The organism is Brachymonas denitrificans (assembly GCF_907163135.1).
Lineage (GTDB): Bacteria > Pseudomonadota > Gammaproteobacteria > Burkholderiales > Burkholderiaceae_C > Brachymonas > Brachymonas denitrificans_A.
Window position 1 is genome coordinate 2,077,201 of sequence record NZ_CAJQUA010000001.1, and the last position, 21,338, is coordinate 2,098,538.

Consider the following 21,338-nt stretch of genomic DNA (forward strand, 5'->3'; position numbering starts at 1 on the left):
ATGTCCGATCCGCAGCACCCCATCGAACCCGATATCTGGCAGAACATGCGCCGCGAGCTGTCGCATGGGCGGCTGTGGGTGGACCGGGCCATCGTGCTCTCGTACGCGGCGCTGGCGGGCCTCAGCGTGGTGGTGTTCACCTGGCTGACGGATATCGGCTTTGCCTGGTTTCTCGGCATGTACCACGGTGCCTGGTGGACAGTGCTGATCTGGACGCCGCTGTGCACCATGGGCATTGTCTGGGTCACGCAGCGCTGGTTTGCCAAGGCGGCAGGCTCGGGCATTCCGCAGGTGATGGTGGCGCTGGAGCCGGCCCTGCCTGCCACGCAGCGCAGCATCTTCGTTTCGCTCAAGCTCTCCATTGCCAAGATCGTGCTGGCCTCGGCCGGGGTGATGGCGGGCCTGTCCGTCGGGCGTGAAGGCCCTTCGGTGCAGGTGGCGGCCGGCGTGATGCTGCATGCGCGGCGCTGGCTGCGCAACGATACCGATCTGGGCGTGCATGCGCTGCTGGTGGCCGGCGGCGCCGGGGGTCTAGCCGCCACCTTCAATGCGCCGCTGGCCGGCGTGGTGTTCGCGCTGGAAGAGCTGGGCCGAAAGATGCCGGCGCGCAGCAGCGGTCTGATCATTGCGGTGATCGTGCTGGCCGGTCTGGTCGGCATCACCTTCTTCGGCAACAACCATTTTCTCGGCACTATCAAGGTGCCGCCGCTGGGTCTGTCCATCCTGCTGCCGGGGCTGATGGTGACGCTGGTGTGCGGGCTGCTGGGCGGGCTGTTTGCGCGCCTGATGACGCTGGCGCTGACGGGCACCGGCTGGTCGCTGAACCGCTGGCGCAAGCGGCATCCGCTGCGTTTTGCCGGGGTGCTGGGCCTGATCATCGCGATCCTGGGTCTGGCCACCAACGGGCAGACCTTCGGCGGCGGTGCCGAGTCGGTGCGCGAACTGCTGGCGCAGCAGCAGGAGCCGTCGCCGCTGTTCGTGCCGTTCAAGTTCCTGTCCACCTGGCTCACGGCCTGGTCCGGGGTGCCGGGCGGCATCTTTGCGCCCAGCCTGGCCGTGGGTGCCGGCGTCGGCTATGACGTGGCCCAATACAGCGGCAACATGCCGCTGATGGCACCGCTGGTGGCCATGGGCATGACGGCCTTCCTCGCCGCGGTGACGCAGGCGCCGCTCACCGCCTTCATCATCGTGATGGAAATGGTGGACGGCGGCGCCATGGTACTGAGCCTGATGGCCTCAGCCATGGTGGCCAGCATCGTGTCGCGCAGCATCAGCCGGCCGCTGTATCCGGCGCTGGCCAGTGCCATGTACGGGGCACTGCAGTCGCCGGCCGCAGCGGCCCCTGTACCGAAGGCCACCGACACCACGGATCCCGCTCCGGACCGCGCGGCCAGTGTGGCCGCAGCACATCAGGCCGAAGCAGCCACGCCCGAAACCGCCACCAATCCCCCGTTGCGCACTACACTCGAAGCAGCAGGGGACGACCCCCGGCATCCGGCCAGCCCCGAGCCGCCCACGGCGGAGCAGCGGCAGCCGCCTACCGCACCGCCCGTGAAGGGGCCTGATTCACAGCCGGACTTGTTCCCATGAAAATCATCATTCTCGGCGCCGGGCGCGTCGGCGAGAGCGTGGCCGAGCACCTGGTCTCGGAACGCAACGACATCACCGTGATCGACAACGATCCGGAACTGCTGGGCAAGCTGCAGGAGCGCTTCGACCTGCGCGGCATTCTGGGCGACGGTTCGCAGCCCTCGGTGCTGGCCGATGCCGGCGCCGACGATGCCGACCTGCTGCTGGCCTGTGCGGCCGACGATGCCGTCAACCTGACGGTGTGCAAGACCGCCTTCATGCGCTTTCATACGCCGCACCGCATCGCGCGGCTGCGCTCGACCGAGTGGTCCAAGCACATGGAACTGCTGGGCGAAGACGGCTTTGCCGTGAGCAACGTGATCTGCCCCGAAGCCTCGGTGACGCGCTATATCCAGAAGCTGGTGGAATATCCCGAGGCGATGCAGGTGCGCGATTTTGCGCATGGCATGGCCTCCATGGTGTCGGTGCGCGCCACCGCAGGGGCGCCCATGGTGGGCCAGCCCATCCGCCGTTTTTCCGAGCTGCTGCCCGACGCCAGCATGCACGTGATGGCGATCTACCGCCGCTTTGCCAACGAGCCCGACCGCTTCGTGCCCTGCAGGCCCGACAGCGTGATCCTGCCGGGGGACGAGGTGTTCTTCTTCGTGGCGCGCGACGACATCCGAGCCGTGCTCAAGTCGGTCCACAGCACCAGCCCGCCGGTGCGCCGCGTGGTGATTGCCGGCGGCGGCAACGTGGGCCTGCACCTGGCGCGCGTGCTGCAGAAGCACGTGCACCTCAAGCTGATCGACAGCAACCGCGCGCGCTGCGAATACCTGGCCACGCAGCTGGACGAATCGGTACTGATCCTGCACGGCGACAGCACCGACGAGGACCTGCTGAGCGACGAGAACATCCACGAGGTGGATTTCTTCGTGGCCTCGACCAACGACGACGAGAACAACATCATGGGCGGCCTGCTGGCCAAGCAGCTGGGCGCCACGCGCGTGCTCTCGCTGGTGAACCGGCGCAGCTACGCCGACCTGGTACACGGCACGCAGATCGACATTGCCCTGGCGCCGGCGCAGGCCATGATGGGCGAACTGCTGACCCATATCCGCCAGGGCGATGTGTATGCCGTGCACAGCGCGCGCCGCGGCAATGCCGAGGCGATCGAGCTGGCGGCCCATGGCGACCGCCGCACCTCGCGCGTGGTGGGCCGCACCGTGGGCCAGATCCCCATGCCGGAGGATGTACGCATCGGCCTGATCGTGCGCGGCCTGCCCGACCTGCACACCGGCCGGCCGGACGACGATGCCTCCGCCGTGAACGACCCGGACAGCGCATACGCGCCCTTCGTGCTGTCCGTGACGGATGACACCGTGATCCAGCCCGGCGACCATGTGCTGCTGTTCGTGCCGCACCGCCGTCTGGTGCCCGCCGTGGAAAAGCTGTTCCGGGTGAAGCCGACCTTCTTCTGAGGCTGCCATGCGCGATGTACTTCCTGTCCTGCGGCTGCTTGGCATGCTGATCATGTTCTTCTCGGGCGCCATGCTGCTGCCCGTGGGTGCCTCTGCCCTGTTCGACGACGGATTGCTGTGGGTGCACATGCAGGCGGTCAGTCTGACCTGGCTGTCGGGGGGCGCTCTCTGGCTGGCGACGCGCTCGGCCAGCGACGAACTGCAGCCGCGCCACGGCGTGCTGCTGGTGGTGCTGACCTGGAGCATGCTGCCGCTGTTCGCCACGCTGCCGCTGCTGCTCGGCATGCAGGCGCTGGGCCAGCCCATGTCGTTCACGCATGCGTTCTACGAAGCCACGTCGGGGCTGACCACCACCGGCGGCACGGTGATGTCGGGGGTGGACAAGCTGCCCGTTTCCATCAACCTGTGGCGTTGCTTCCTGCAGTGGCTGGGCGGCATGGGCATCCTGATTCTGGTGGTGGCGGTGCTGCCCTTCCTGGGCATGGGCGGCAGCCAGCTGTTCCGCGCCGAGTCGCCCGGGCCGATGAAGGAAACCAAGCTCACGCCGCGCATCGCCGAAACGGCCAAGGGCCTGTGGCTGGTGTATGCCACCATCTCGGTGCTGTGCGCCTTCGGCTACTGGCTGGCAGGCATGACACCGGTGGATGCGGTGCTGCACATGTTCACCACCGTGAGTCTGGGCGGGCTGACGCCGCATGATGCGAGCTTTGCCTACTTCGACTCGGCCGCGATCGAGACCGTGGCCATCATCACCATGCTGGTGTGCAGCGCCAACTTTGCGCTGTATTTCTCCTCCATCAGCAAGAAGCGCAGCGACATCATCTGGAAGAACCCCGAGCTGCGCATCACGCTGATCTGCCTGGTCGGCGGCGGCCTGCTGGTGTCCTTCGTGATCTGGCTGGAGGGGCATTACGAGCCGCTCAAGGCGCTGCGCTACGGCATGTTCCACACCGTGTCGATCGCCACCACCACCGGCTATGGCACCACCAACTTCGAGCTGTGGCCGCCGTTTGCGCCGATGTTCATGCTGCTGCTGTCGAGCTTCGCCACCAGCGCCGGATCGACCGGAGGCGGCATCAAGACGCTGCGTGTGCTGGTGCTGTTCCAGCAGGCGCGGCACGAGTTGAAGCGCATGGTGCACCCGCGTCTGGTGCAGCCGCCGCGCATCGGGCAGAACCGCATTCCCGACCATATCGTGCGCGCCGTGGTGGCCTACACCGTGCTGTACGTGGCCACGGTGCTGGTCATGACGCTGCTGATGCTGGCCAGCGAACTGGATCTGGTGTCGGCCTTTGCCGCCACGCTGGCGAGCATCAACTGTACCGGGCTGGGACTGGCCAAGGTGGGGCCGACCTCCAACTACGCGGCGCTGACCGACTTCCAGATCTGGGTCTGCAGCGCCGGCATGATCCTGGGGCGGCTGGAGCTGCTGAGCTTCTTCGCGCTGCTGCTGCCCTCCTACTGGAAGCGCTGAATTTCCTTCAGCCTCCCCCTTATGGGCGGTATCTTGGATTCCGGGCCTGCCGCCCCCATCTGGCAGGCTCGCGCGCGACATGGCATCTGCCCGGACCCAACCGGCTTTCATGACACCGGTTCGCGGTAAGATGACCCTTCCCACTGAACAGGATCCCCCATGGTTCCCCACCTCGTGACTGCCCTGACCGGCCCCATCAACGAGCTAGAGCAACGCATCATCGACTCCATGCCGGCCACCGAGCGCTGGTTCCGCCTGGAGTGGATGGAGCATACCCCGCCGTTCTACTGTTCGGTGGATATCCGCAATGCCGGCTTCAAGCTGGCGCCGGTGGACACCAATCTGTACCCCGACGGCTGGAACAACCTGAGCGAGCCGATGCTGCCGCTGGCCGTGCAGGCGGCCATGGCGGCGATCGAGAAGATCTGCCCCGAAGCGCGCAACCTGCTGCTGATTCCGGAGAACCACCGCCAGAACAACACCTTCTATCTGTGCAACATCGAGCAGCTGGTGCGGATTTTCCGCATGGCTGGGCTGAACGTGCGCGTGGGCTCTATCGACCCGGACATCAAGGAGCCGACCGAGATTGCCCTGCCCAACGGCGGCAGCGTGCTGCTCGAGCCGGTGATCCGCAGCGAGCGCCGGCTGGGGCTGAAGGGCTTCGACCCCTGCACCATTCTGGTCAACAACGACCTGAGCAGCGGTGCCCCGGGCATCCTCGAAGACCTGCACGAGCAGTACCTGCTGCCGCCGCTGCACGCCGGCTGGCATGTGCGCCTGAAGAGCCGGCATTTTGCCAGCTACGAGGAAGTGACCAAGCGCTTCAGCAAGATGCTGGGCATCGACCCCTGGCTGATCAATCCCATGTACAACCAGTGCGGCGAGGTGGATTTTGCCAGCAGCACCGGGCTGGACTGCCTGCGCAACAATGCCGATGCGCTGCTGGGCCGCATCCGGCGCAAGTACAAGGAATACGGCATCCAGGAAAAGCCCTTCGTGGTGGTGAAGGCCGACAACGGCACCTCCGGCCTGGGCATCACCACGGTGCGCGACATGCACGACCTGGATGTGCTGGAAGAGCGCGTGCGCAAGACGGTGCCGCTGCGCCAGGGCGGCCAGCCGATCAGCAACGTGATCATCCAGGAAGGCATCCTGACGCACGAGCGCATCAACGATGCCGTGGCCGAGCCGGTGGTGTACATGCTGGACCGCTACGTGGTGGGCGGCTTCTACCGCGTGCATGCGCACCGCGGCATCGACGAGAACCTGAACGCGCCCGGCGCACGCTACGTGCCGCTGGCGTTCGACGACAGCAACCTGCTGCCGGAGCCGGGCAAGAAACCCGGTGCCAGCGCACCCAACCGCTTCTACATGTACGGCGTGGTGGCGCGGCTGGCGATGCTGGCGGCCAGTTACGAGCTGGAAGCCACCGATCCCATGCTCGAGGAGCTGGGCTGACATGCCGGGCTTGCGTCATGGCCTGCAAGCCGGCTGGCAGCTCCCCCGCAAAAACCAAGGAGTGCCCTGACCGATGCCGACCGACGCGCAGACGCCCGCCCCCGCCGATCCGCCCTTGCGGCAGGACGACCCGAGCCTGCTGCCTGCCGATGCCGTACTGCAGCACGCCGGCACCGACTGCGAGCGCGGTCTTGACAGCGCCGAAGCGGCGCGCCGGCTGGAGCAGGATGGCCCCAACGCACTGGCCACGGTGGCGCCGGTTCCGGGCTGGCGCAGGTTCCTGCAGCAGTTCCATGATCCGCTGATCTACCTGCTGCTCGCAGCCATCCTGATCACGCTGGGGGCCTGGGCCATCGAGGGCTACCAGGGCTGGCCGGTGGATGCGGTGGTGATTGCTGCCGTGGTGCTGGTGAATGCGCTGATCGGCTATGTGCAGGAGGCCAAGGCCGAGAACGCGGCGGCAGCGCTGGCGCGCATGACCGAGGTGACGGCAGGCGTGCTGCGCGACGGCGCTGTAACGCGCGTGCCCAGCCAGCAACTGGTGAAGGGCGACATCCTGGTGCTGGCCGAAGGCGATGCCGTGGGCGCCGACGCGCGCCTGCTGCAGGCCAATGCGCTGCGCGTGCAGGAGGCCTCGCTCACCGGGGAAAGCGAGGCGGTGCTGAAGGATGCGGCGGTGCTGCAGGCGCCGACCTCGCTGGGCGACCGGCTGAACATGGTCTACAAGGGCACGGCAGTGGCGGGCGGTACCGGTCTGGCCGTGGTCACCGCCACCGGCATGGACACCGAAATGGGTGCCATCGCCCATATGCTCGCCACCGGGAAGGAAGACGACACCCCCTTGCAGAAAGAGGTGCGCTATATCGGCCGCATGCTGGGCATAGCCGTGATCGTGATTGCCGTTGCGGTGATCGGCACGCTGTTGTGGGTGGGCCATGTGGACTCGCTGCAGGGCGTGGTGACGGCGCTGCTGTTTGGCGTTTCGCTGGCGGTGGCGGCGGTGCCCGAGGGGTTGCCCGCCATCCTCTCGCTGGTGCTGGCGCTGGGCGTGCAGCGCATGGCGGAGCACAAGGCAATCGTGAAGAAGCTGTCTTCGGTGGAGACGCTGGGCTCGGCCTCGGTGATCTGCACGGACAAGACCGGCACGCTGACCAAGTCCGAAATGACGGTGGAGCGCGTGATCAGCGCATCCGGAGAAAGCCATGTGACGGGCGTGGGCTATACGCCGGACGGACAAATACAGCATGCAGGCGCTGTGCTGGAGCAGGGGCCGTTGCATTCCGAACATCGCGCGGTGCTGACCGGCGGGTCGCTCGCCAGCAATGCCACGCTGCGTGACTGCGGCGAGGGCATCTGGGAGATCCAGGGGGATCCGACCGAAGCGGCGCTGCTGGTGGCCGAGCGCAAGCTGGGCGTGGAGGGTGCGCGCAGCGGGCGCTTCGAGCGCGTGGCCGAGATTCCGTTCGACTCCGAACGCAAGCTGATGTCGGTGATCGTGCGCGACAAGCAGCACGACCACATCCTGCTGGTGACCAAGGGCGCGCCCGATGTGCTGTTGCAGCGCTGCACGCACCAGCGCGTAGGCAACGAGGTGCAGCCGCTGGACGACGGCGCCGTGGAGCAAGCCCAGCGCGATATAGAAGCGATGTCGGGCGATGCGCTGCGCACGCTGGCGGTGGGCTACCGTGTGCTGCCGGGCGATGCCGCGGCACAGCCCTCACCCGAACTGGAGCAGGACCTGGTGCTGGCCGGCATGGTCGGTATCATCGACCCGCCGCGCCCCGAGGCGGCGCAGGCCATTGCCGAGGCGCGCGCCGCCGGCGTGCGCGTGATCATGATCACCGGCGACCATCCGCGCACCGCGCAGCGCATTGCCACCGATCTGGGCATCATCGAGGCAGGCGAGACGGTGCTGACCGGCGATGCGCTGGACGAGCTGCTGTCGCTCGGCGATGCAGCAATTGCCAAGGCGGTGCGCAGCACCTCCGTCTATGCGCGCGTGGCGCCGGAACACAAGCTGCGCATCGTGCAGGCGCTGCAGGCCGACGGCCATATCGTGGCCATGACGGGGGACGGCGTGAACGATGCGCCCGCGCTCAAGTCGGCCGATATCGGCGTGGCCATGGGCGTGACCGGCACCGAGGTGACCAAGGAAGCGGCGCGCATGATCCTGGCCGACGACAACTTCGCCACCATCGTGCAGGCGGTACGCGAGGGGCGGGGGATTTTCAGCAATATCCGCAAGTTTCTGCGCTACCTGCTGTCGTCCAACATGGGCGAGGTGCTGACGGTGTTTCTGGGCGTGGTGGGGGCCGGCGTGATCGGGCTGACGGCTGCCGATGGCCATGGCCCGGCGGGCGCGCTGGTGCTGCCGCTGCTGGCCACGCAGATCCTGTGGATCAACCTGATCACCGATTCGGCGCCGGCGCTGGCGCTGGGCATGGACCCGCCGAGCGCCAACACCATGCACCGGCCGCCGCGCAAGTTGGGCGATCGCGTGATCGATGGCGCCATGTGGTCGGGCGTGATCCAGACCGGGCTGGTGATGGCGCTGGCCACGCTGCTGACCATCGACCTGTTCCTGCCGGGCGGCCTGCTGCCCGGCGAGCACGACCTGACCACGGCGCGCACGGCCGGATTTACCGTGCTGGTGCTGGCGCAGCTGTTCAATTGCTTCAACGTGCGCTCGGAAGACACCAGCGCCTTCCGCGGGCTGGGCAGCAATCCGTGGGTGTGGGGCGCGGTGCTGCTCTCGGTGTTGCTGCAGGTGGCGGTGGTGCATGTGTCGTGGCTGAATACCGCGTTTGGCACGGCGCCGCTGACGCCGGAGCATTGGGCGCTGTGCGCGGCCATGGCGAGTACGGTGCTGTGGCATGGGGAGTTGCGCAAGCTGGTGCGCAGGGGGATGCGGAATCGGTGACCTTGCCTGCCAAAGTTGCAGCGGTCCGTCGCTGCCATGGTCAACGTGATGGACACCGCCCCTTGGTTGACCAACAGAGCAGCAAGCACCGTCGCCGCAGTTACCCCGGCGAAACGCCTCGAAGTGTCGGCCGATCCTGGTGCGGCTTTGCCATCGCCATCGGATCCATCCACGCATCGAACTGCTCCGGCGTGACCAGCCCCAGCTCCAGCGCCGCTGCCCGCAGGGTCATGCCCCGAGCCAGCGCATGCTTGGCAATGCGTGCCGCGGCGTCATAGCCGATGTGCGGGTTCAGAGCAGTCACCAGCATCAGGTTGCGCTCCAGATGCTCCCGGATGCGCGCCCGGTCCGGCTCGATGCCGGCGGCGCAGTAGCGCTCGAAGGCCAAGCTGGCATCAGCCAGCAACGCAATGCTCTCCAGCACGTTGTGCACCATCACCGGCTTGTACACATTGAGCTGGAAATTGCCCTGCGTGCCGGCGAAGGCCACCGCCGCATCGTTGCCGAATACCTGCGCGCACACCATGGTCAGCGCCTCGCACTGCGTGGGATTGACCTTGCCCGGCATGATGGACGAGCCTGGCTCGTTCTCGGGAATGCGCAACTCGCCGATGCCGCAGCGCGGGCCGCTGGCGAGCCAGCGCACGTCGTTGGCCATCTTGAACAACGCTCCTGCCAGCGTGCGCAGGCTGGCGGAGCAGTCCACCAGCGCATCGTGCGCGGACAGCGCGGCAAACTTGTTGTCGGCCGCATGGAAGGGCTGGCCGGTGATGCTCGCAATATGCGCGGCGCAGGTTTCGCCAAAGCGCGGATGCGCGTTCAAACCCGTGCCCACCGCCGTGCCGCCGATCGCCAGCGCGTGCAAGCCGCCCAGCGAACGCTCCACGCCCGCCAGCGCCTGTTCGATTTGCGCCACCCAGCTCCCGATCTCCTGTCCCAGCGTGATCGGGGTGGCGTCCTGCAGGTGCGTGCGGCCGGTCTTGACCACATCGTCAAACATTTGGGCACGCTGCTGCAGCGTCGCGTTAAGCGTGCGCACGACAGGCAGCAGGCGCTGCTGCACTTGCTCCACCACGGCGATATGCATGGCGGTGGGAAAGGTGTCGTTGGACGACTGTCCGCGGTTGACATGGTCGTTGGGATGCACCGGCGTTTTGCTGCCCAGCTCGCCTCCCAGCTGCTCGATGGCGCGATTGGCGATCACCTCGTTGGCATTCATGTTGGATTGTGTGCCGGAGCCGGTCTGGAAGACGACCAAGGGGAAATGGGCGTCGAGGGTGCCATCCATGACCTCCTGTGCGGCGGCATCAATGGCCTGGGCCAAATCGGCTGGCAGTTCGCCCAGTTCGGCATTGGCGCGCGCGGCGGCCTGCTTGAGGATGCCCAGAGCGCGCACCATCGGGCGCGTCCAGCGGAAACGGTCGGTGCCGATGGGGAAATGCTCCAGCGAGCGCTGGGTCTGGGCGCCCCAGTAGCGATCGACAGGGACTTCAACGGGACCCATGGAGTCGTGTTCGGTGCGGCTGGTTGGCACGATGACCTCCTTGTACAGTCATGTTCTACGTGGACCTCAGGCAACGTGTTGCCCGCCAGATTCAGCCATGATAATATAGATCATGGCTGATCAAAAGGTGATTGACGATGTTCATTACATCTCCCGCAAGCGTGGCAACGGCCAGTTACGCCGCGAGGTGTGGATAGACCAGCAAGGCAAAATCACCCGCTACAACCTCGCCTACATCAATCAGGCCTTGCATGCGGGAGACAATGGGCGCGTTGTGGGTTATGACAACCAGCACGGTTACCACCACCGCCATTACTTCGGCCAGGTCACGCCGGTGGAATTTGTCAGTTTCGAGGATACCGAAGAACGGTTCAAGGCCGACTGGCTGGCCTTGAGGAGTACAGCATGAGTGAAGTCACCATCAAGACAGCAGGCGAAAGCGAATTTTTCCGCCGCGGCAAACGGCTGAGCAAACTTGCCGATGCTGGTCAGCCCTTGCCTGCACAGCATGTGGTGAGCTTTGAAGACCCTGCCGACATGCTCAGCCTGCTGACGCCCGCCAAGCTGGAGCTACTGCGCAGCGTCAAGGAGGCTCCCGCCTCCATCACCATCATCGCTGCCCGGCTGCAGCGTGATCGGAGCGCCGTCAAGCGGGATGTGGACCAGTTGGAGAGCGCCGGACTGGTGATTGTGGAAACGAAGACTTTGCCGGGGCATGGGCGCATGAAAGAAGTGCGGCCCGTGGCGCGCTCGTTTCGGCTGGAGGCGTTGGTGGCTTGAATCCGCCCATCTCACTCAGATGCACTCGACACCCAGAACTTGAGCCGCCAGGAGAAGCTGCTCTTCGCAATAAACAAGCACCACCATCATAATAGTCTGTAGCTATTGAGTTGTTAGAACAATCCAAACCCCAAATCGCCCACCCTGCGTTACCATAACCCTGTGTTCGGAAACGGCAACTGCCTCTCTGTCACACACCTGCCTCCCGGCCGGTGCACCATGAAGCCGGCTGCTGCCGCTTCCGTTCCATTTCCACCTGCAATCCATCCAAGGAGATAAGCGATGTCCCTGATCAACACCACCGTGCTGCCGTTCAAAGCCCAGGCCTTCCAGGCCGGCAAGGGCTTCTTCCAGGTTTCCAACGAAGACCTGAAGGGCAAGTGGTCTCTGGTCGTGTTCTACCCGGCCGACTTCACCTTCGTGTGCCCGACCGAGCTGGAAGACCTGGCCGACAAGTACGAAGAGTTCAAGCAGCTGGGCGTGGAAGTCTATGCCGTGTCCACCGACACGCACTTCTCCCACAAGGCCTGGGCCGACACCTCCGACGCCATCAAGAAGGTCAAGTACCCGATGATCGGCGACCCGACCGGCACCATCACCCGCAACTTCGGCGTGATGATCGAGGAAGAAGGCCTGGCGCTGCGCGGTTCCTTCCTGATCAACCCCGAAGGCCAGATCAAGCTGTGCGAAATCCATGACAACGGCATCGGCCGCGACGCCGGCGAAATGCTGCGCAAGGCCAAGGCTGCCAAGTACGTGGCCGAGCACCCGGGCGAAGTCTGCCCCGCCAAGTGGAACGAAGGCGCCGAGACGCTGAAGCCCTCTCTGGACCTGGTCGGCAAGATCTAATCTGCCCCAGGATGATGGCTCGCTGCGGGCCATCCCCAGCCGCCAGACGGCGACGCAGCCCGGCTTGCTGCGCCGTCTGGCCTTTTTTTACCCGAAACGTGCCCACGAAGACTGCTTTGAACAATGTCTGACCACAAGGCCCGACATTCTTGACACCAGTTTTTTGCCCAAGGAGAGGAGAACATCATGCTCGACCAGGAACTCGCCACCCAACTGAAAGCCTATCTGGAACGCGTCACGCAGCCGTTCGAGCTGGTGGCTTCGCTGGATGACAGCCAGTCCTCCGCCGAACTGCGCGGCCTGCTGGAGCAGATCCAGGGCATGAGCGACAAGATCACGCTGCGCACCGACGGCAGCGATGCGCGCAAGCCCTCGTTCACGCTGCAACGTGTGGGCACCAGCACGCAACTGCGCTTTGCCGCCATTCCGCTCGGCCACGAATTCACCTCGCTGGTGCTGGCCCTGCTGTGGACCGGCGGCCATCCGCCCAAGGTCGAAGAAGACACGCTGCAGCAGATCCGCGCCCTGCCCGGCCAGTACGATTTCGAGTGCTACATGAGCCTGAGCTGCCACAGCTGCCCGGAGACGGTGCAGTCGCTCAGCCTGATGGCCATCCAGAACCCCAACATCAAGGTCACCATCATCGACGGCGCGCTCTACCAGAAGGAAGTGGAAGAGCGTCAGGTGATGGGCGTGCCCACGGTCTACCTCAACGGCGAGATGCTGGCCAATGGCCGCATGACAGTGGAGGAGCTGCTGGCCAAGGTGGACAGCGGCGCTGCCGCGCGCGATGCCGAAAAGCTCAATGCGAAAGAGGCCTTCGACGTGTTGGTAGTAGGCGGCGGCCCGGCCGGCGCCGCAGCCGCCATTTATGCGGCGCGCAAGGGCATCCGCACCGGCGTGGTGGCCGAGCGCTTCGGCGGCCAGGTGATGGATACACTGGCGATCGAGAACTTCATCTCCGTGAAAGCCACCGACGGCCCCAAACTCGGTGCCGCGCTGGAAGAGCACGTGAAGGACTATGACGTGGACATCATGGCGCTGCAGCGCGCCAGTGCCCTCAAGCCCGCAACCGAAGGCAGTCTGGCCGAAGTCACGCTGGAGAATGGCGCCGTGCTCAAGGCCAAATCGGTGATTCTGGCCACCGGCGCCCGCTGGCGCGAGATGAACATCCCCGGCGAAACCGAGTACAAGACCAAGGGCGTGGCGTTCTGCCCGCATTGCGACGGCCCGCTGTTCAAGGGCAAGAAGGTGGCGGTGATCGGCGGCGGCAACTCCGGCGTCGAGGCGGCCATCGACCTGGCGGGCGTGGTCGAGCACGTGACGCTGTTCGAATTCATGCCCGAACTGAAGGCCGATGCCGTGCTGCAGAAGAAGCTCTACAGCCTGCCCAACGTGACGGTGCTGAAGAACGTGCAGACCACCGAAGTGGTGGGTGATGGCCAGAAAGTGACTGCGCTGCGCTACAAAGACCGCGCGACCGAGGAAGCGCACGAACTGGAACTGGCCGGCATCTTCGTGCAGATCGGCCTGCTGCCCAACACCGACTTCCTCAAGGGCACGATCGAACTCAACCGCATGGGCGAGATCGTGGTGGATGCCCGAGGCGCCACCAGTGTGCCGGGCGTATTTGCCGCCGGTGACTGCACCACGGTGCCGTACAAGCAGATCATCATCGCCATGGGCGAGGGTGCCAAGGCGTCGCTGAGCGCGTTCGATCACCTGATCCGCAGTACGGCGCACTGATCGCACTGCTGAATGCGGCGCGGGGCGCATCAACGGCCCCGCACGTCAGAAGAAAAAATGCCCCGGCCGCTGGCTACCAGCTCCGGGGCATTCTGCATGGAAAGGCAGCGCGATCAGGCGTCCGTTCCGCCCGCGCTCAGTGTCCGTTGAACTCCACCAGCGTGAACAGCTTCAGTCCCGACTCCCGCAGGCGCTGGCTGCCCCCCAGTTCGGGCAGGTCGACAATGGCCGCGCCCTCCATCACCGTGGCACCCAGCTTCTCCAGCAGGCGCTTGCCGGCCAGCATGGTGCCGCCGGTGGCGATCAGGTCGTCCACGAGCAGCACGCGGTCACCCTGCTTGACCGCGTCGGTGTGCAGTTCGACCGTGGCACTGCCATATTCCAGTTCGTAGGTTTCCTCCACCGTGGTGAAAGGCAGCTTGCCCTTCTTGCGCACCGGGATAAAGCCGACGTTGAGCTCATAAGCCACCACCGAGCCGAGGATGAAGCCACGCGCATCCAGCCCCGCCACCACATCGGGACGCATACCCGGATCCATGTAGCGGTGCACGAAGGCATCGATCAGCACACGGAATACCTTGGGGTTCTGCAGCAACGGCGTGATATCGCGGAACTGCACGCCCGGCGCCGGCCAGTTGGGTACGGTACGGATATGGCTGCGCAGATAGTCCTGCACGTTGTAGCTGCTCATTGGCATGGTCATCACTCCCCTTGTTTCGGCATGCTCGGGCCGCATGCGCACAGTGTACCGGCTCGGCACGGCCGGAGACAGCTGCGGGGCGGTTTTCCGGCCTGCTGCACGCCTGTCCACCGAATGATGGAGGTCGGCAAGCACGCAGGATGTCCTGCACAAGGGGCGATGCGCTGCCCCGGAGGTGCGGCCGGTTCCTACAGGATGTGCCGCCGGGAGGTTTGCACAATCAGGAGCATCGATGGCGCTGCTGCCCTGCGCGCGGTGCCAGTTCCGGGAACCGACAAGAAGGAGTTTTCATGCCGAATGCCACCCCCGCTTCCAGCCGCCGCCGCTTCCTGCTGCATGGAGCTGCCGTGCCCGCTACGCTGGCCGCCACCACGCTTCCCGCCTGGGCCGCCACCGCTGCAGCCAAACCGGCCACGCCACCCGCCAGTGCCGCCAGTGCAGCCGCCACCACAGGCAAGAGCGCCGATTCGCTGGCCTTCGATGCCTTCAATGCCGCCACCGATACTCCGCTGCTCAAACAGGGCAGCAAGGGGGCGGCCGTGGCGCGCGCGCAGATCCTGCTGGATCGCGCCTGGTTCTCCACCGGCGAGACCGACGGTCATTTCGGGCGCAACATGCACCGCATCGTGAGCGCTTTCCAGCAGGCACGCCGCCTGAAGGTGAGCGGCCAGATCGATGCCGAGACCTGGAAGGCGCTGCGCACGGACAGCGCGGCCCCGCTCACGCGCTACACCATTACTGCGCAGGATGCGGCCGGCCCCTTCACACGCATTCCACGCAGGATGTCGGACAAGGCCAGGCTCAAGGCGCTCAATTACCAGTCGCTCGAAGAAGCCCTTGGCGAAAAATTCCACGCCAACCCGCGCTTCCTGGCCGCCCTCAATCCCGGCAAGGCGTTCAAGGCCGGCACCGAGATCGTGGTGCCGAATGTGCTGGACACGCCCGCACCCGCCAAGGCCGGCTCGATCCGCATCGACAAGTCGGCCTACACCCTGTTCCTCACCGGAGAGGACGGCAGCAGCATCGTGGCCGCCTTCCCGGTCACCATCGGCGGCACCAGCGATCCGCTGCCGGTCGGCACCATGGACATCCGCAACGAGGTGAAAAACCCCGACTACATGTACAACCCCAAGCTGCTCAAGAAGGCCAACCAGAACGACGAAAAGGCGCGCATCGCCCCCGGCCCCAACAGCCCGGTGGGCAACCTGTGGCTGGGCCTGAGCAAGCCGCACTGGGGCATCCACGGCACTCCGGAGCCGGGCAAGATCGGCCATATGGAAAGCAATGGCTGCGTGCGCATGACCAACTGGGACGTGGCGCGCGTGGCGCAGCTGGCCGAGCCGGGCTTCAAGGTCGTTGTACGGGCCTGAGACATAATGGGGTATGGCAGAGCAACGACCGACCTCCCCTCCGACCGACTCCGACCATGCTGCCGGCGCCCCGTCCCGGCAGCCTCCGCGCCGCAGCTGGCTGCTCGTCACGCTGCGGCGCACGCTGTTCTGGCTGATCCTGCTGGGCGTGCTGCTGTATGCGGCCCAGATGTGGTGGCTCAAGCGTGGCGGCCAGCCCGATCCGGCCGCAACGCCGGCGTCGGCAGCTTCGGCGGTCGTGATGCCGGCTTCTGCCGCTTCGTCAGCACCGCTGCCGGCGGCAACCGCCAGCGCCGCCTCCGATGCGATGGCGACTGCGGCAGTCCCGCACGCCAGCGCGGCCACCCCCGGCATGGACAGCGCAGCACCACCTGCCAGTTCCCCCGCCGCGGCCATGCCGGCCGCTTCCGCCGGCACCCCTGAGTCACCCGGCGGTGTCGACGGCGTCAACTACGTACCAGCCTCGGCAGCGGGCGCCCCGTCCGTCTCCCCGGTCACCGAGTCCGAGATCGCCGAGCTGGCTGCACGCAAGCTGCTGCTGCCGGTGGATGGCATCAGGCCGTCGCAACTGACCGACACCTACACCCAGTCACGTGGCAGCGGCCGCCTGCATGAGGCCATCGACATCATGGCACCCGCCGGCACTCCGGTGCGCGCCGTGGAGGACGGCCGCATCGTCAAGCTGTTCACGAGCGAGGCCGGCGGACTCACCCTCTACCAGTTCGATCCGTCCGGCCGCTTCGGCTACTACTATGCCCACCTGCAGGGCTATGCCGAAGGCCTGCAGGAAGGCCAGCAAGTGCGGCGTGGCGACGTGATCGGCTACGTGGGCAGCAGCGGCAACGCCAACCCGGCAGCCCCGCACCTGCACTTTGCCGCCTTCAAGCTGGGTCCGGAACGCAACTGGTGGCGCGGTGCCTACCTGAACCCCTACCGGCTCTGGCGCTGAACCCTGCCTGAACCGGCTTTGCTGACGATGTGGCATCTGCGGAGCCATTGCCGCTCCCGCTCAGTGGCTCAGTGCATCCTCCACCTCGGCCAGGTCCACCTGCTTGCCACTGAGCACCAGCGTGTCGCCCGGCTCCAGGATCAGGTCGCCGCGCGGTGACAGCGAGGTGCCGGTGGAGCGGCGCACGCTCACCAGATGCACGTTGAACCTGTCCAGCAAGGGGCGCAGGTCGTCCACGGTCTGGCCCAGGCATTGCAGCCCTTCCGGCAGCACCAGGGTTTCCAGCTTCTCGTATTCGCTGTCGTCTTCCTGCAGCTCCTCGTTCGCGCCGCGGAAGTAGCCGCGCAGCAGGCGATAGCGCTGCTCGCGCTGCTGCTGCACCGTGCGCAGTACACGCCGCATCGGGATGCCCACCAGCGCCAGCGCATGGCCGGCCAGCATCAGGCTGCCCTCGATGGCCTCGGGCACCACCTCGGTCGCGCCGGCCGCACGCAGCGCATCCAGATTGCGGTCATCCTGCGTGCGCACCACCACCGGCACCTGCGGCGCCAGCTTGCGCAGCTGGTCCAGCACATGCAGCGCCAGCGGCACATCCAGAAAGGTCAGCACCACGGCGCTGGCACGCGACAGACCCGCCGCCGTCAGCGCCTGCGCGCGCGAGGCATCGCCATACACCACCGCCTCGCCGGCCGCACTGGCCTTGCGCACACGGTCCGGGTCCAGATCCAGCGCGATATGCGGAATCGCCTCCTTGTCCAGCATGCGCGCCAGGCTCTGCCCGGTACGGCCATAGCCGCAGATGATCACATGGCCCTTCTGGCCCATGCTCTGGCGTGCGATCGAGGTCATCTGCAGCGACTCGCTCATCCATTCGCTCGCCGCCAGCCGCAGCACGATGTCCTTGCTGTACATGATGATGAAGGGCGTGGCGATCATCGACAGCACCATGCTGGCCAGGATGGCATTGAACAGCGGCGCCGGCAGCAGCTTGTTGTGCAGCGACAGGTTCAGCAGCACGAAACCGAACTCACCCGCCTGCGCCAGATACAGGCCGGTGCGCAAGGCCACGCCATTGCTGGCTCCCAGCACATAGGCCAGCCCCCACACCACAAGCAGCTTGAACAGCACCGGCACCGTGATCAGCACCAGCACCCATTCCCAGTGGCGCACGATCTCGTGCCAGTCCAGCATCATGCCGATGGTGATGAAGAACAGGCCCAGCAGCAGGTCGTGGAAGGGCTTGATGTCCGACTCCACCTGGTACTTGTAGGGCGTTTCGGAAATCAGCATGCCTGCGATGAAGGCACCCAGCGCCAGGCTGAGACCGGCCTGCTCGGTCAGCCAGGCCAGGCCCAGCGTGATCAGCAGGATGTTGAGCATGAACAGCTCGCTGCTCTTGCGCCGCGCCACGGTGAACAACCAGGGCTTCATTACGTGCTGGCCGCCGGTGAGCAGCAGCGTAATCAGCGCCACCGCCTTCAGCAGCGCAAACAGCAGTTCCATGCCCAGATCGTCGTCATTGGCGGCCAGCGCCGGAATCAGCACCAGCAGCGGCACCACGGCCAGATCCTGGAACAGCAGCACGCCCATCACGCGCTTGCCGTATTCGGTGTCGAGCTCCAGCCGCTCGGCCATCAGCTTTACCACGATGGCGGTGCTGCTCATGGCCAGCACGCCCGACAGCGCCACCGCACCCTGCCAGGACAGGCGCCACAGCTCGGGCATGATCCAGCGGATGCCCAGAATGATCAGCGTGCTCAGCAGCATGGTGGCCAGCACCTGCAACAGGCCCAGACCGAACACGTGGCGCTTCATGGTGCGCAGCTTGGGCAGGCTGAACTCCAGCCCGATCACGAACATCAGGAACACCACGCCGAACTCGGCCAGATGCTGGATGCGCTCGCTGCGCTGCACCATGCCCAGCATGTGCGGGCCGATCACCGCACCCACCGCCAGGTAGCCCAGCATGGGGGGCAGCTTGAAGCTGCGGAAGATCACCACACCGAGGACCGCCGCCAGCAGGAAGAAAAGAGTGAGTTCAAGCGACGTCATCTTGAAAGTGTACTGGCAGAGCCGGCGCAGAACCTCCGGCGCAGCAGCCTGTCCACACGGAAAACCGGCCGGCGTCGGTTATTTCCCACTCTGAGCCAGATCAAACACAGGCTGATCCCGATTGGCGTTGTCCGGGGATTTGCCGATAATGGCGCTTCCCCCAATTTTCACCCTGCCGGCACCATGCCCCTGTTTGAAATCCTCTACGTCAGCACCCTGGCGCCGGGACACACGGCATCCGTGGTGGCCCCCATCCTCAAGGTGGCGCGCGAGCGCAACCAGCAGCAGGACGTGACCGGCCTGCTGGTCTTCAACGGCGCGCGCTTCTGCCAGCAGCTCGAAGGGCCGCGCGAACAGGTGCTGGCCATCATGCGCTCGATCGAAAAGGACGAGCGTCACTGCGACATCATCATGCTGCTGCAGCGCGAGCTGCCGGAGCGCCGCTTCGCCGATTTCCGCCTGGGCTACGCCACCGTGAGCGAAGACGATCCCTTCGAGCAGTTGCAGGAGCATTCCGCAGACACCTGCATGCAGCAATTCCTGCAGATGGAGAAAGCGCTCGATCTGGGCTGAGGCGGCTCTTGGCCGGCCTGTCCCGCTATGATCGTTCATCGTGGACAAGTTCAAGCAGATCGAAACCTTCGTCTCCGTGGCCCAGCGCGGCAGCCTGACGGCAGCGGCCCAGGCCGAGGGCGTGGCACCGGCCATGATCGGCCGCCGCCTGGATGCGCTGGAGGCGCGCCTGCGCGTGAAGCTGCTAGTGCGCACCACGCGCCGCCTCTCCCTTACGCATGAGGGCACGGCCTTTCTGGAGGAAAGCATCCGCATTCTGGCCGACGTGGCCAACATGGAAGCCGCCGTCAGCGCCGGCAGCGTGCGCGCCAGCGGCCAGTTGCGCATCACCGCGCCCGCCGGCTTCGGCCGCCGCCACGTGGCACCGCTGGTGCCGCTGTTTCACGAGCTGCACCCCGATGTGCGCATCTCGCTCAACCTGAGCGACCGCGTGGTCGACCTGGCTGCCGAAGGCTTCGACTGCGGCGTGCGCGTGGGCGACCTGCCCGACTCCTCGCTGGTCAGCACGCGCCTGGCCGACAACCGCCGCCTGTGCGTGGCCACGCCCGGGTATCTGCGCCGCCACGGCACACCGCGCCACCCGCGCGAGCTGCTGGACAGCGAACGCTACCAGTGCCTGACACTCAGCAGCGAAGCCTCGCAGACACGCGGCTGGGCCTTTCTGGAAAACGACGAACTGCTCCACATCAAGCCCGGCGGCCCGCTCGACTGCAGTGACGGCCAGGTGCTGCACGCCTGGTGCCTGGGCGGACACGGCATTGCCTGGCGCAGCACCTGGGAAGTGGCCAACGACATCGCCAGCGGGCGGCTGGTTTCGCTGCTGGACGAGTTTGCCGCCCCGCCCAACGGCATCTACGCCGTCTTCGCGCAGCGCAAGCACCTGCCGCTGCGCCTGCGCCTGTGGATCGACTATCTCAAAGGCCGGTACGGCGATCCGGGATACTGGGAGCAATAAGGCGCCCGCATAAGGATGTCGGCGGGCCACTGCAGCCAAGGGCCGCTGCCGCATCCGGTCTTGCACTCCTGCCCACGCGGCTTGGCCCGCTCCATGCCACAATCCCGCGCATCCCAACCGAGATTTTCCGGAGCCCCCGCATGAGCACCACCATCTACCACAATCCCAAGTGCGGCACTTCGCGCAACGTGCTGGGCCTGATCCGCAATGCCGGCATCGAGCCCACCGTGATCGAATACCTCAAGACCCCGCCGGATCATGCCGCCCTGCGCGCCCTGCTGCAGCAACTGCAACTGCCCGCGCGCGCCATCCTGCGCGAAAAGGGCACGCCCTATGCCGAACTCGATCTGGGCAACCCGAAGTGGAGCGAGGAAGAACTGATCGACTTCATCGTGCAGCACCCGATCCTGCTGCAGCGCCCGGTCGTCGTCACGCCCAAGGGTGCCGCCCTGTGCCGCCCCTCGGAGAAAGTGCTGGAGATTCTGGACCAGCCCCAGCGCGGCGCCTTCAGCAAGGAAGACGGCGAGCCGGTGGTGGATGCCGGCGGCCAGCTGGTGAAAAAGGGCTGAACTCAGAACGGGTCAGAGCACCCGTTCCACCACCGCATCAATCACCAGGCCGATCAGTGAATAGACGATCGCCCCCAGCACGGCCACCCAGAAGCCCGCCACGCTGAAGCCCGCCAGCACGCTGCCGGCAAACCAGAACAGCAGCGCGTTGATCACCAGCAGGAACAGGCCCAGCGTGATCACCGTGACCGGCAGCGTCAGCACCACGAGCACGGGACGCACCAGCAGGTTGAGCAAGCCGATCACCACGGCGGCCAGCAGGGCCGAGCCGAAGCTGCTCACGGAAATGCCGCCGACCAGATTGGCCACCAGCATCAGGGCGGCTGCGTAGAGCAGCCATTTCACAATCATCTTGACCATGGGATCAGCATAACAGGGAATCGTGGCGC

General features: G+C 65.9%; 18 protein-coding genes. 14 read left to right on the top strand and 4 right to left on the bottom strand.

Annotated features, from left to right (window positions below; translation table 11 throughout):
- The 5 genes from KKQ75_RS09740 (at window position 1) to KKQ75_RS09760 (ending at window position 8,902) form a co-directional block, all read left to right on the top strand.
- Window positions 1-1,590, top strand: a complete 1,590-nt coding sequence (locus KKQ75_RS09740) for a chloride channel protein (protein ID WP_213361898.1) — start codon at window positions 1-3, stop codon at window positions 1,588-1,590.
- The gene (trkA, locus tag KKQ75_RS09745; RefSeq protein WP_213361900.1) at window positions 1,587-3,050 is read left to right on the top strand and encodes a Trk system potassium transporter TrkA; all 1,464 of its coding nucleotides are present in this window, start codon (window positions 1,587-1,589) and stop codon (window positions 3,048-3,050) included. Before KKQ75_RS09740 ends, trkA begins: the two co-directional genes overlap by 4 nt.
- A 7-nt stretch (window positions 3,051-3,057) precedes the next feature.
- A complete protein-coding gene (locus KKQ75_RS09750; RefSeq protein WP_213361901.1) occupies window positions 3,058-4,524 on the top strand; it encodes a TrkH family potassium uptake protein in 1,467 nt (488 codons plus the stop codon).
- Window positions 4,525-4,683: 159 nt separating this feature from the next.
- Window positions 4,684-5,982, top strand: coding sequence for a glutamate--cysteine ligase (gene gshA, locus KKQ75_RS09755; RefSeq protein ID WP_213361902.1), 1,299 nt, complete (start codon window positions 4,684-4,686; stop codon window positions 5,980-5,982).
- Window positions 5,983-6,055: 73 nt separating this feature from the next.
- Window positions 6,056-8,902, top strand: coding sequence for a cation-translocating P-type ATPase (locus KKQ75_RS09760; protein ID WP_213361904.1), 2,847 nt, complete (start codon window positions 6,056-6,058; stop codon window positions 8,900-8,902).
- 100 nt (window positions 8,903-9,002) lie between these two features.
- Here KKQ75_RS09760 and fumC read toward each other — a convergent pair whose 3' ends face one another.
- A complete protein-coding gene (gene fumC, locus KKQ75_RS09765) occupies window positions 9,003-10,436 on the bottom strand; it encodes a class II fumarate hydratase (protein ID WP_213361906.1) in 1,434 nt (477 codons plus the stop codon).
- 82 nt (window positions 10,437-10,518) lie between these two features.
- Here fumC and KKQ75_RS09770 point away from each other — a divergent pair, with 82 nt between their 5' ends.
- From KKQ75_RS09770 to ahpF, 4 genes are all read left to right on the top strand, one after another.
- Window positions 10,519-10,815 carry a toxin-antitoxin system TumE family protein gene (locus KKQ75_RS09770; protein WP_213361909.1) on the top strand — a complete coding sequence of 99 codons (297 nt, stop codon included), beginning with the start codon at window positions 10,519-10,521 and terminating at the stop codon, window positions 10,813-10,815.
- Window positions 10,812-11,186, top strand: a complete 375-nt coding sequence (locus KKQ75_RS09775; RefSeq protein ID WP_213361911.1) for an HTH domain-containing protein — start codon at window positions 10,812-10,814, stop codon at window positions 11,184-11,186. The genes KKQ75_RS09770 and KKQ75_RS09775 overlap by 4 nt, the downstream gene beginning before the upstream one ends.
- Window positions 11,187-11,468: 282 nt before the next feature.
- Window positions 11,469-12,035 carry an alkyl hydroperoxide reductase subunit C gene (ahpC, locus tag KKQ75_RS09780; RefSeq protein ID WP_213361915.1) on the top strand — a complete coding sequence of 189 codons (567 nt, stop codon included), beginning with the start codon at window positions 11,469-11,471 and terminating at the stop codon, window positions 12,033-12,035.
- 186 nt (window positions 12,036-12,221) lie between these two features.
- Window positions 12,222-13,781: an alkyl hydroperoxide reductase subunit F gene (ahpF, locus tag KKQ75_RS09785; protein WP_213361916.1), complete on the top strand. Its 1,560-nt coding sequence runs from the start codon at window positions 12,222-12,224 to the stop codon at window positions 13,779-13,781.
- 136 nt (window positions 13,782-13,917) lie between these two features.
- Here ahpF and KKQ75_RS09790 read toward each other — a convergent pair whose 3' ends face one another.
- On the bottom strand, window positions 13,918-14,472 hold the full coding sequence (locus tag KKQ75_RS09790) for an adenine phosphoribosyltransferase (RefSeq protein ID WP_213362761.1): 555 nt from the start codon (window positions 14,470-14,472) through the stop codon (window positions 13,918-13,920).
- 299 nt (window positions 14,473-14,771) lie between these two features.
- On the opposite strand from KKQ75_RS09790, the gene KKQ75_RS09795 reads away from it, so the two are divergent.
- Together KKQ75_RS09795 and KKQ75_RS13090 are read left to right on the top strand one after the other, a co-directional pair.
- Window positions 14,772-15,851, top strand: a complete 1,080-nt coding sequence (locus tag KKQ75_RS09795) for a L,D-transpeptidase family protein (RefSeq protein WP_250131059.1) — start codon at window positions 14,772-14,774, stop codon at window positions 15,849-15,851.
- 13 nt (window positions 15,852-15,864) lie between these two features.
- Window positions 15,865-16,800, top strand: coding sequence for a M23 family metallopeptidase (locus KKQ75_RS13090; protein WP_250131060.1), 936 nt, complete (start codon window positions 15,865-15,867; stop codon window positions 16,798-16,800).
- 60 nt (window positions 16,801-16,860) lie between these two features.
- Here the strand turns inward: KKQ75_RS13090 and KKQ75_RS09805 are convergent, their stop codons facing one another.
- Window positions 16,861-18,852, bottom strand: a complete 1,992-nt coding sequence (locus KKQ75_RS09805; protein WP_213361920.1) for a monovalent cation:proton antiporter family protein — start codon at window positions 18,850-18,852, stop codon at window positions 16,861-16,863.
- A gap of 183 nt (window positions 18,853-19,035) precedes the next feature.
- On the opposite strand from KKQ75_RS09805, the gene KKQ75_RS09810 reads away from it, so the two are divergent.
- The 3 genes from KKQ75_RS09810 (at window position 19,036) to arsC (ending at window position 20,949) form a co-directional block, all read left to right on the top strand.
- A complete protein-coding gene (locus KKQ75_RS09810) occupies window positions 19,036-19,425 on the top strand; it encodes a BLUF domain-containing protein (protein WP_213361921.1) in 390 nt (129 codons plus the stop codon).
- Window positions 19,426-19,465: 40 nt separating this feature from the next.
- Complete coding sequence (locus KKQ75_RS09815; protein ID WP_213361922.1) at window positions 19,466-20,380, top strand: LysR family transcriptional regulator; 915 nt, start codon at window positions 19,466-19,468, stop codon at window positions 20,378-20,380.
- A gap of 140 nt (window positions 20,381-20,520) precedes the next feature.
- Entirely contained in the window at window positions 20,521-20,949 is a 429-nt protein-coding gene (arsC, locus tag KKQ75_RS09820; RefSeq protein ID WP_213361924.1) for an arsenate reductase (glutaredoxin), read from the top strand.
- A gap of 12 nt (window positions 20,950-20,961) precedes the next feature.
- Here arsC and KKQ75_RS09825 read toward each other — a convergent pair whose 3' ends face one another.
- Window positions 20,962-21,309 (bottom strand): phage holin family protein, encoded by a 348-nt coding sequence (locus tag KKQ75_RS09825; RefSeq protein WP_213361925.1) that lies wholly within the window; start codon window positions 21,307-21,309, stop codon window positions 20,962-20,964.
- Window positions 21,310-21,338: the final 29 nt, after the last annotated feature.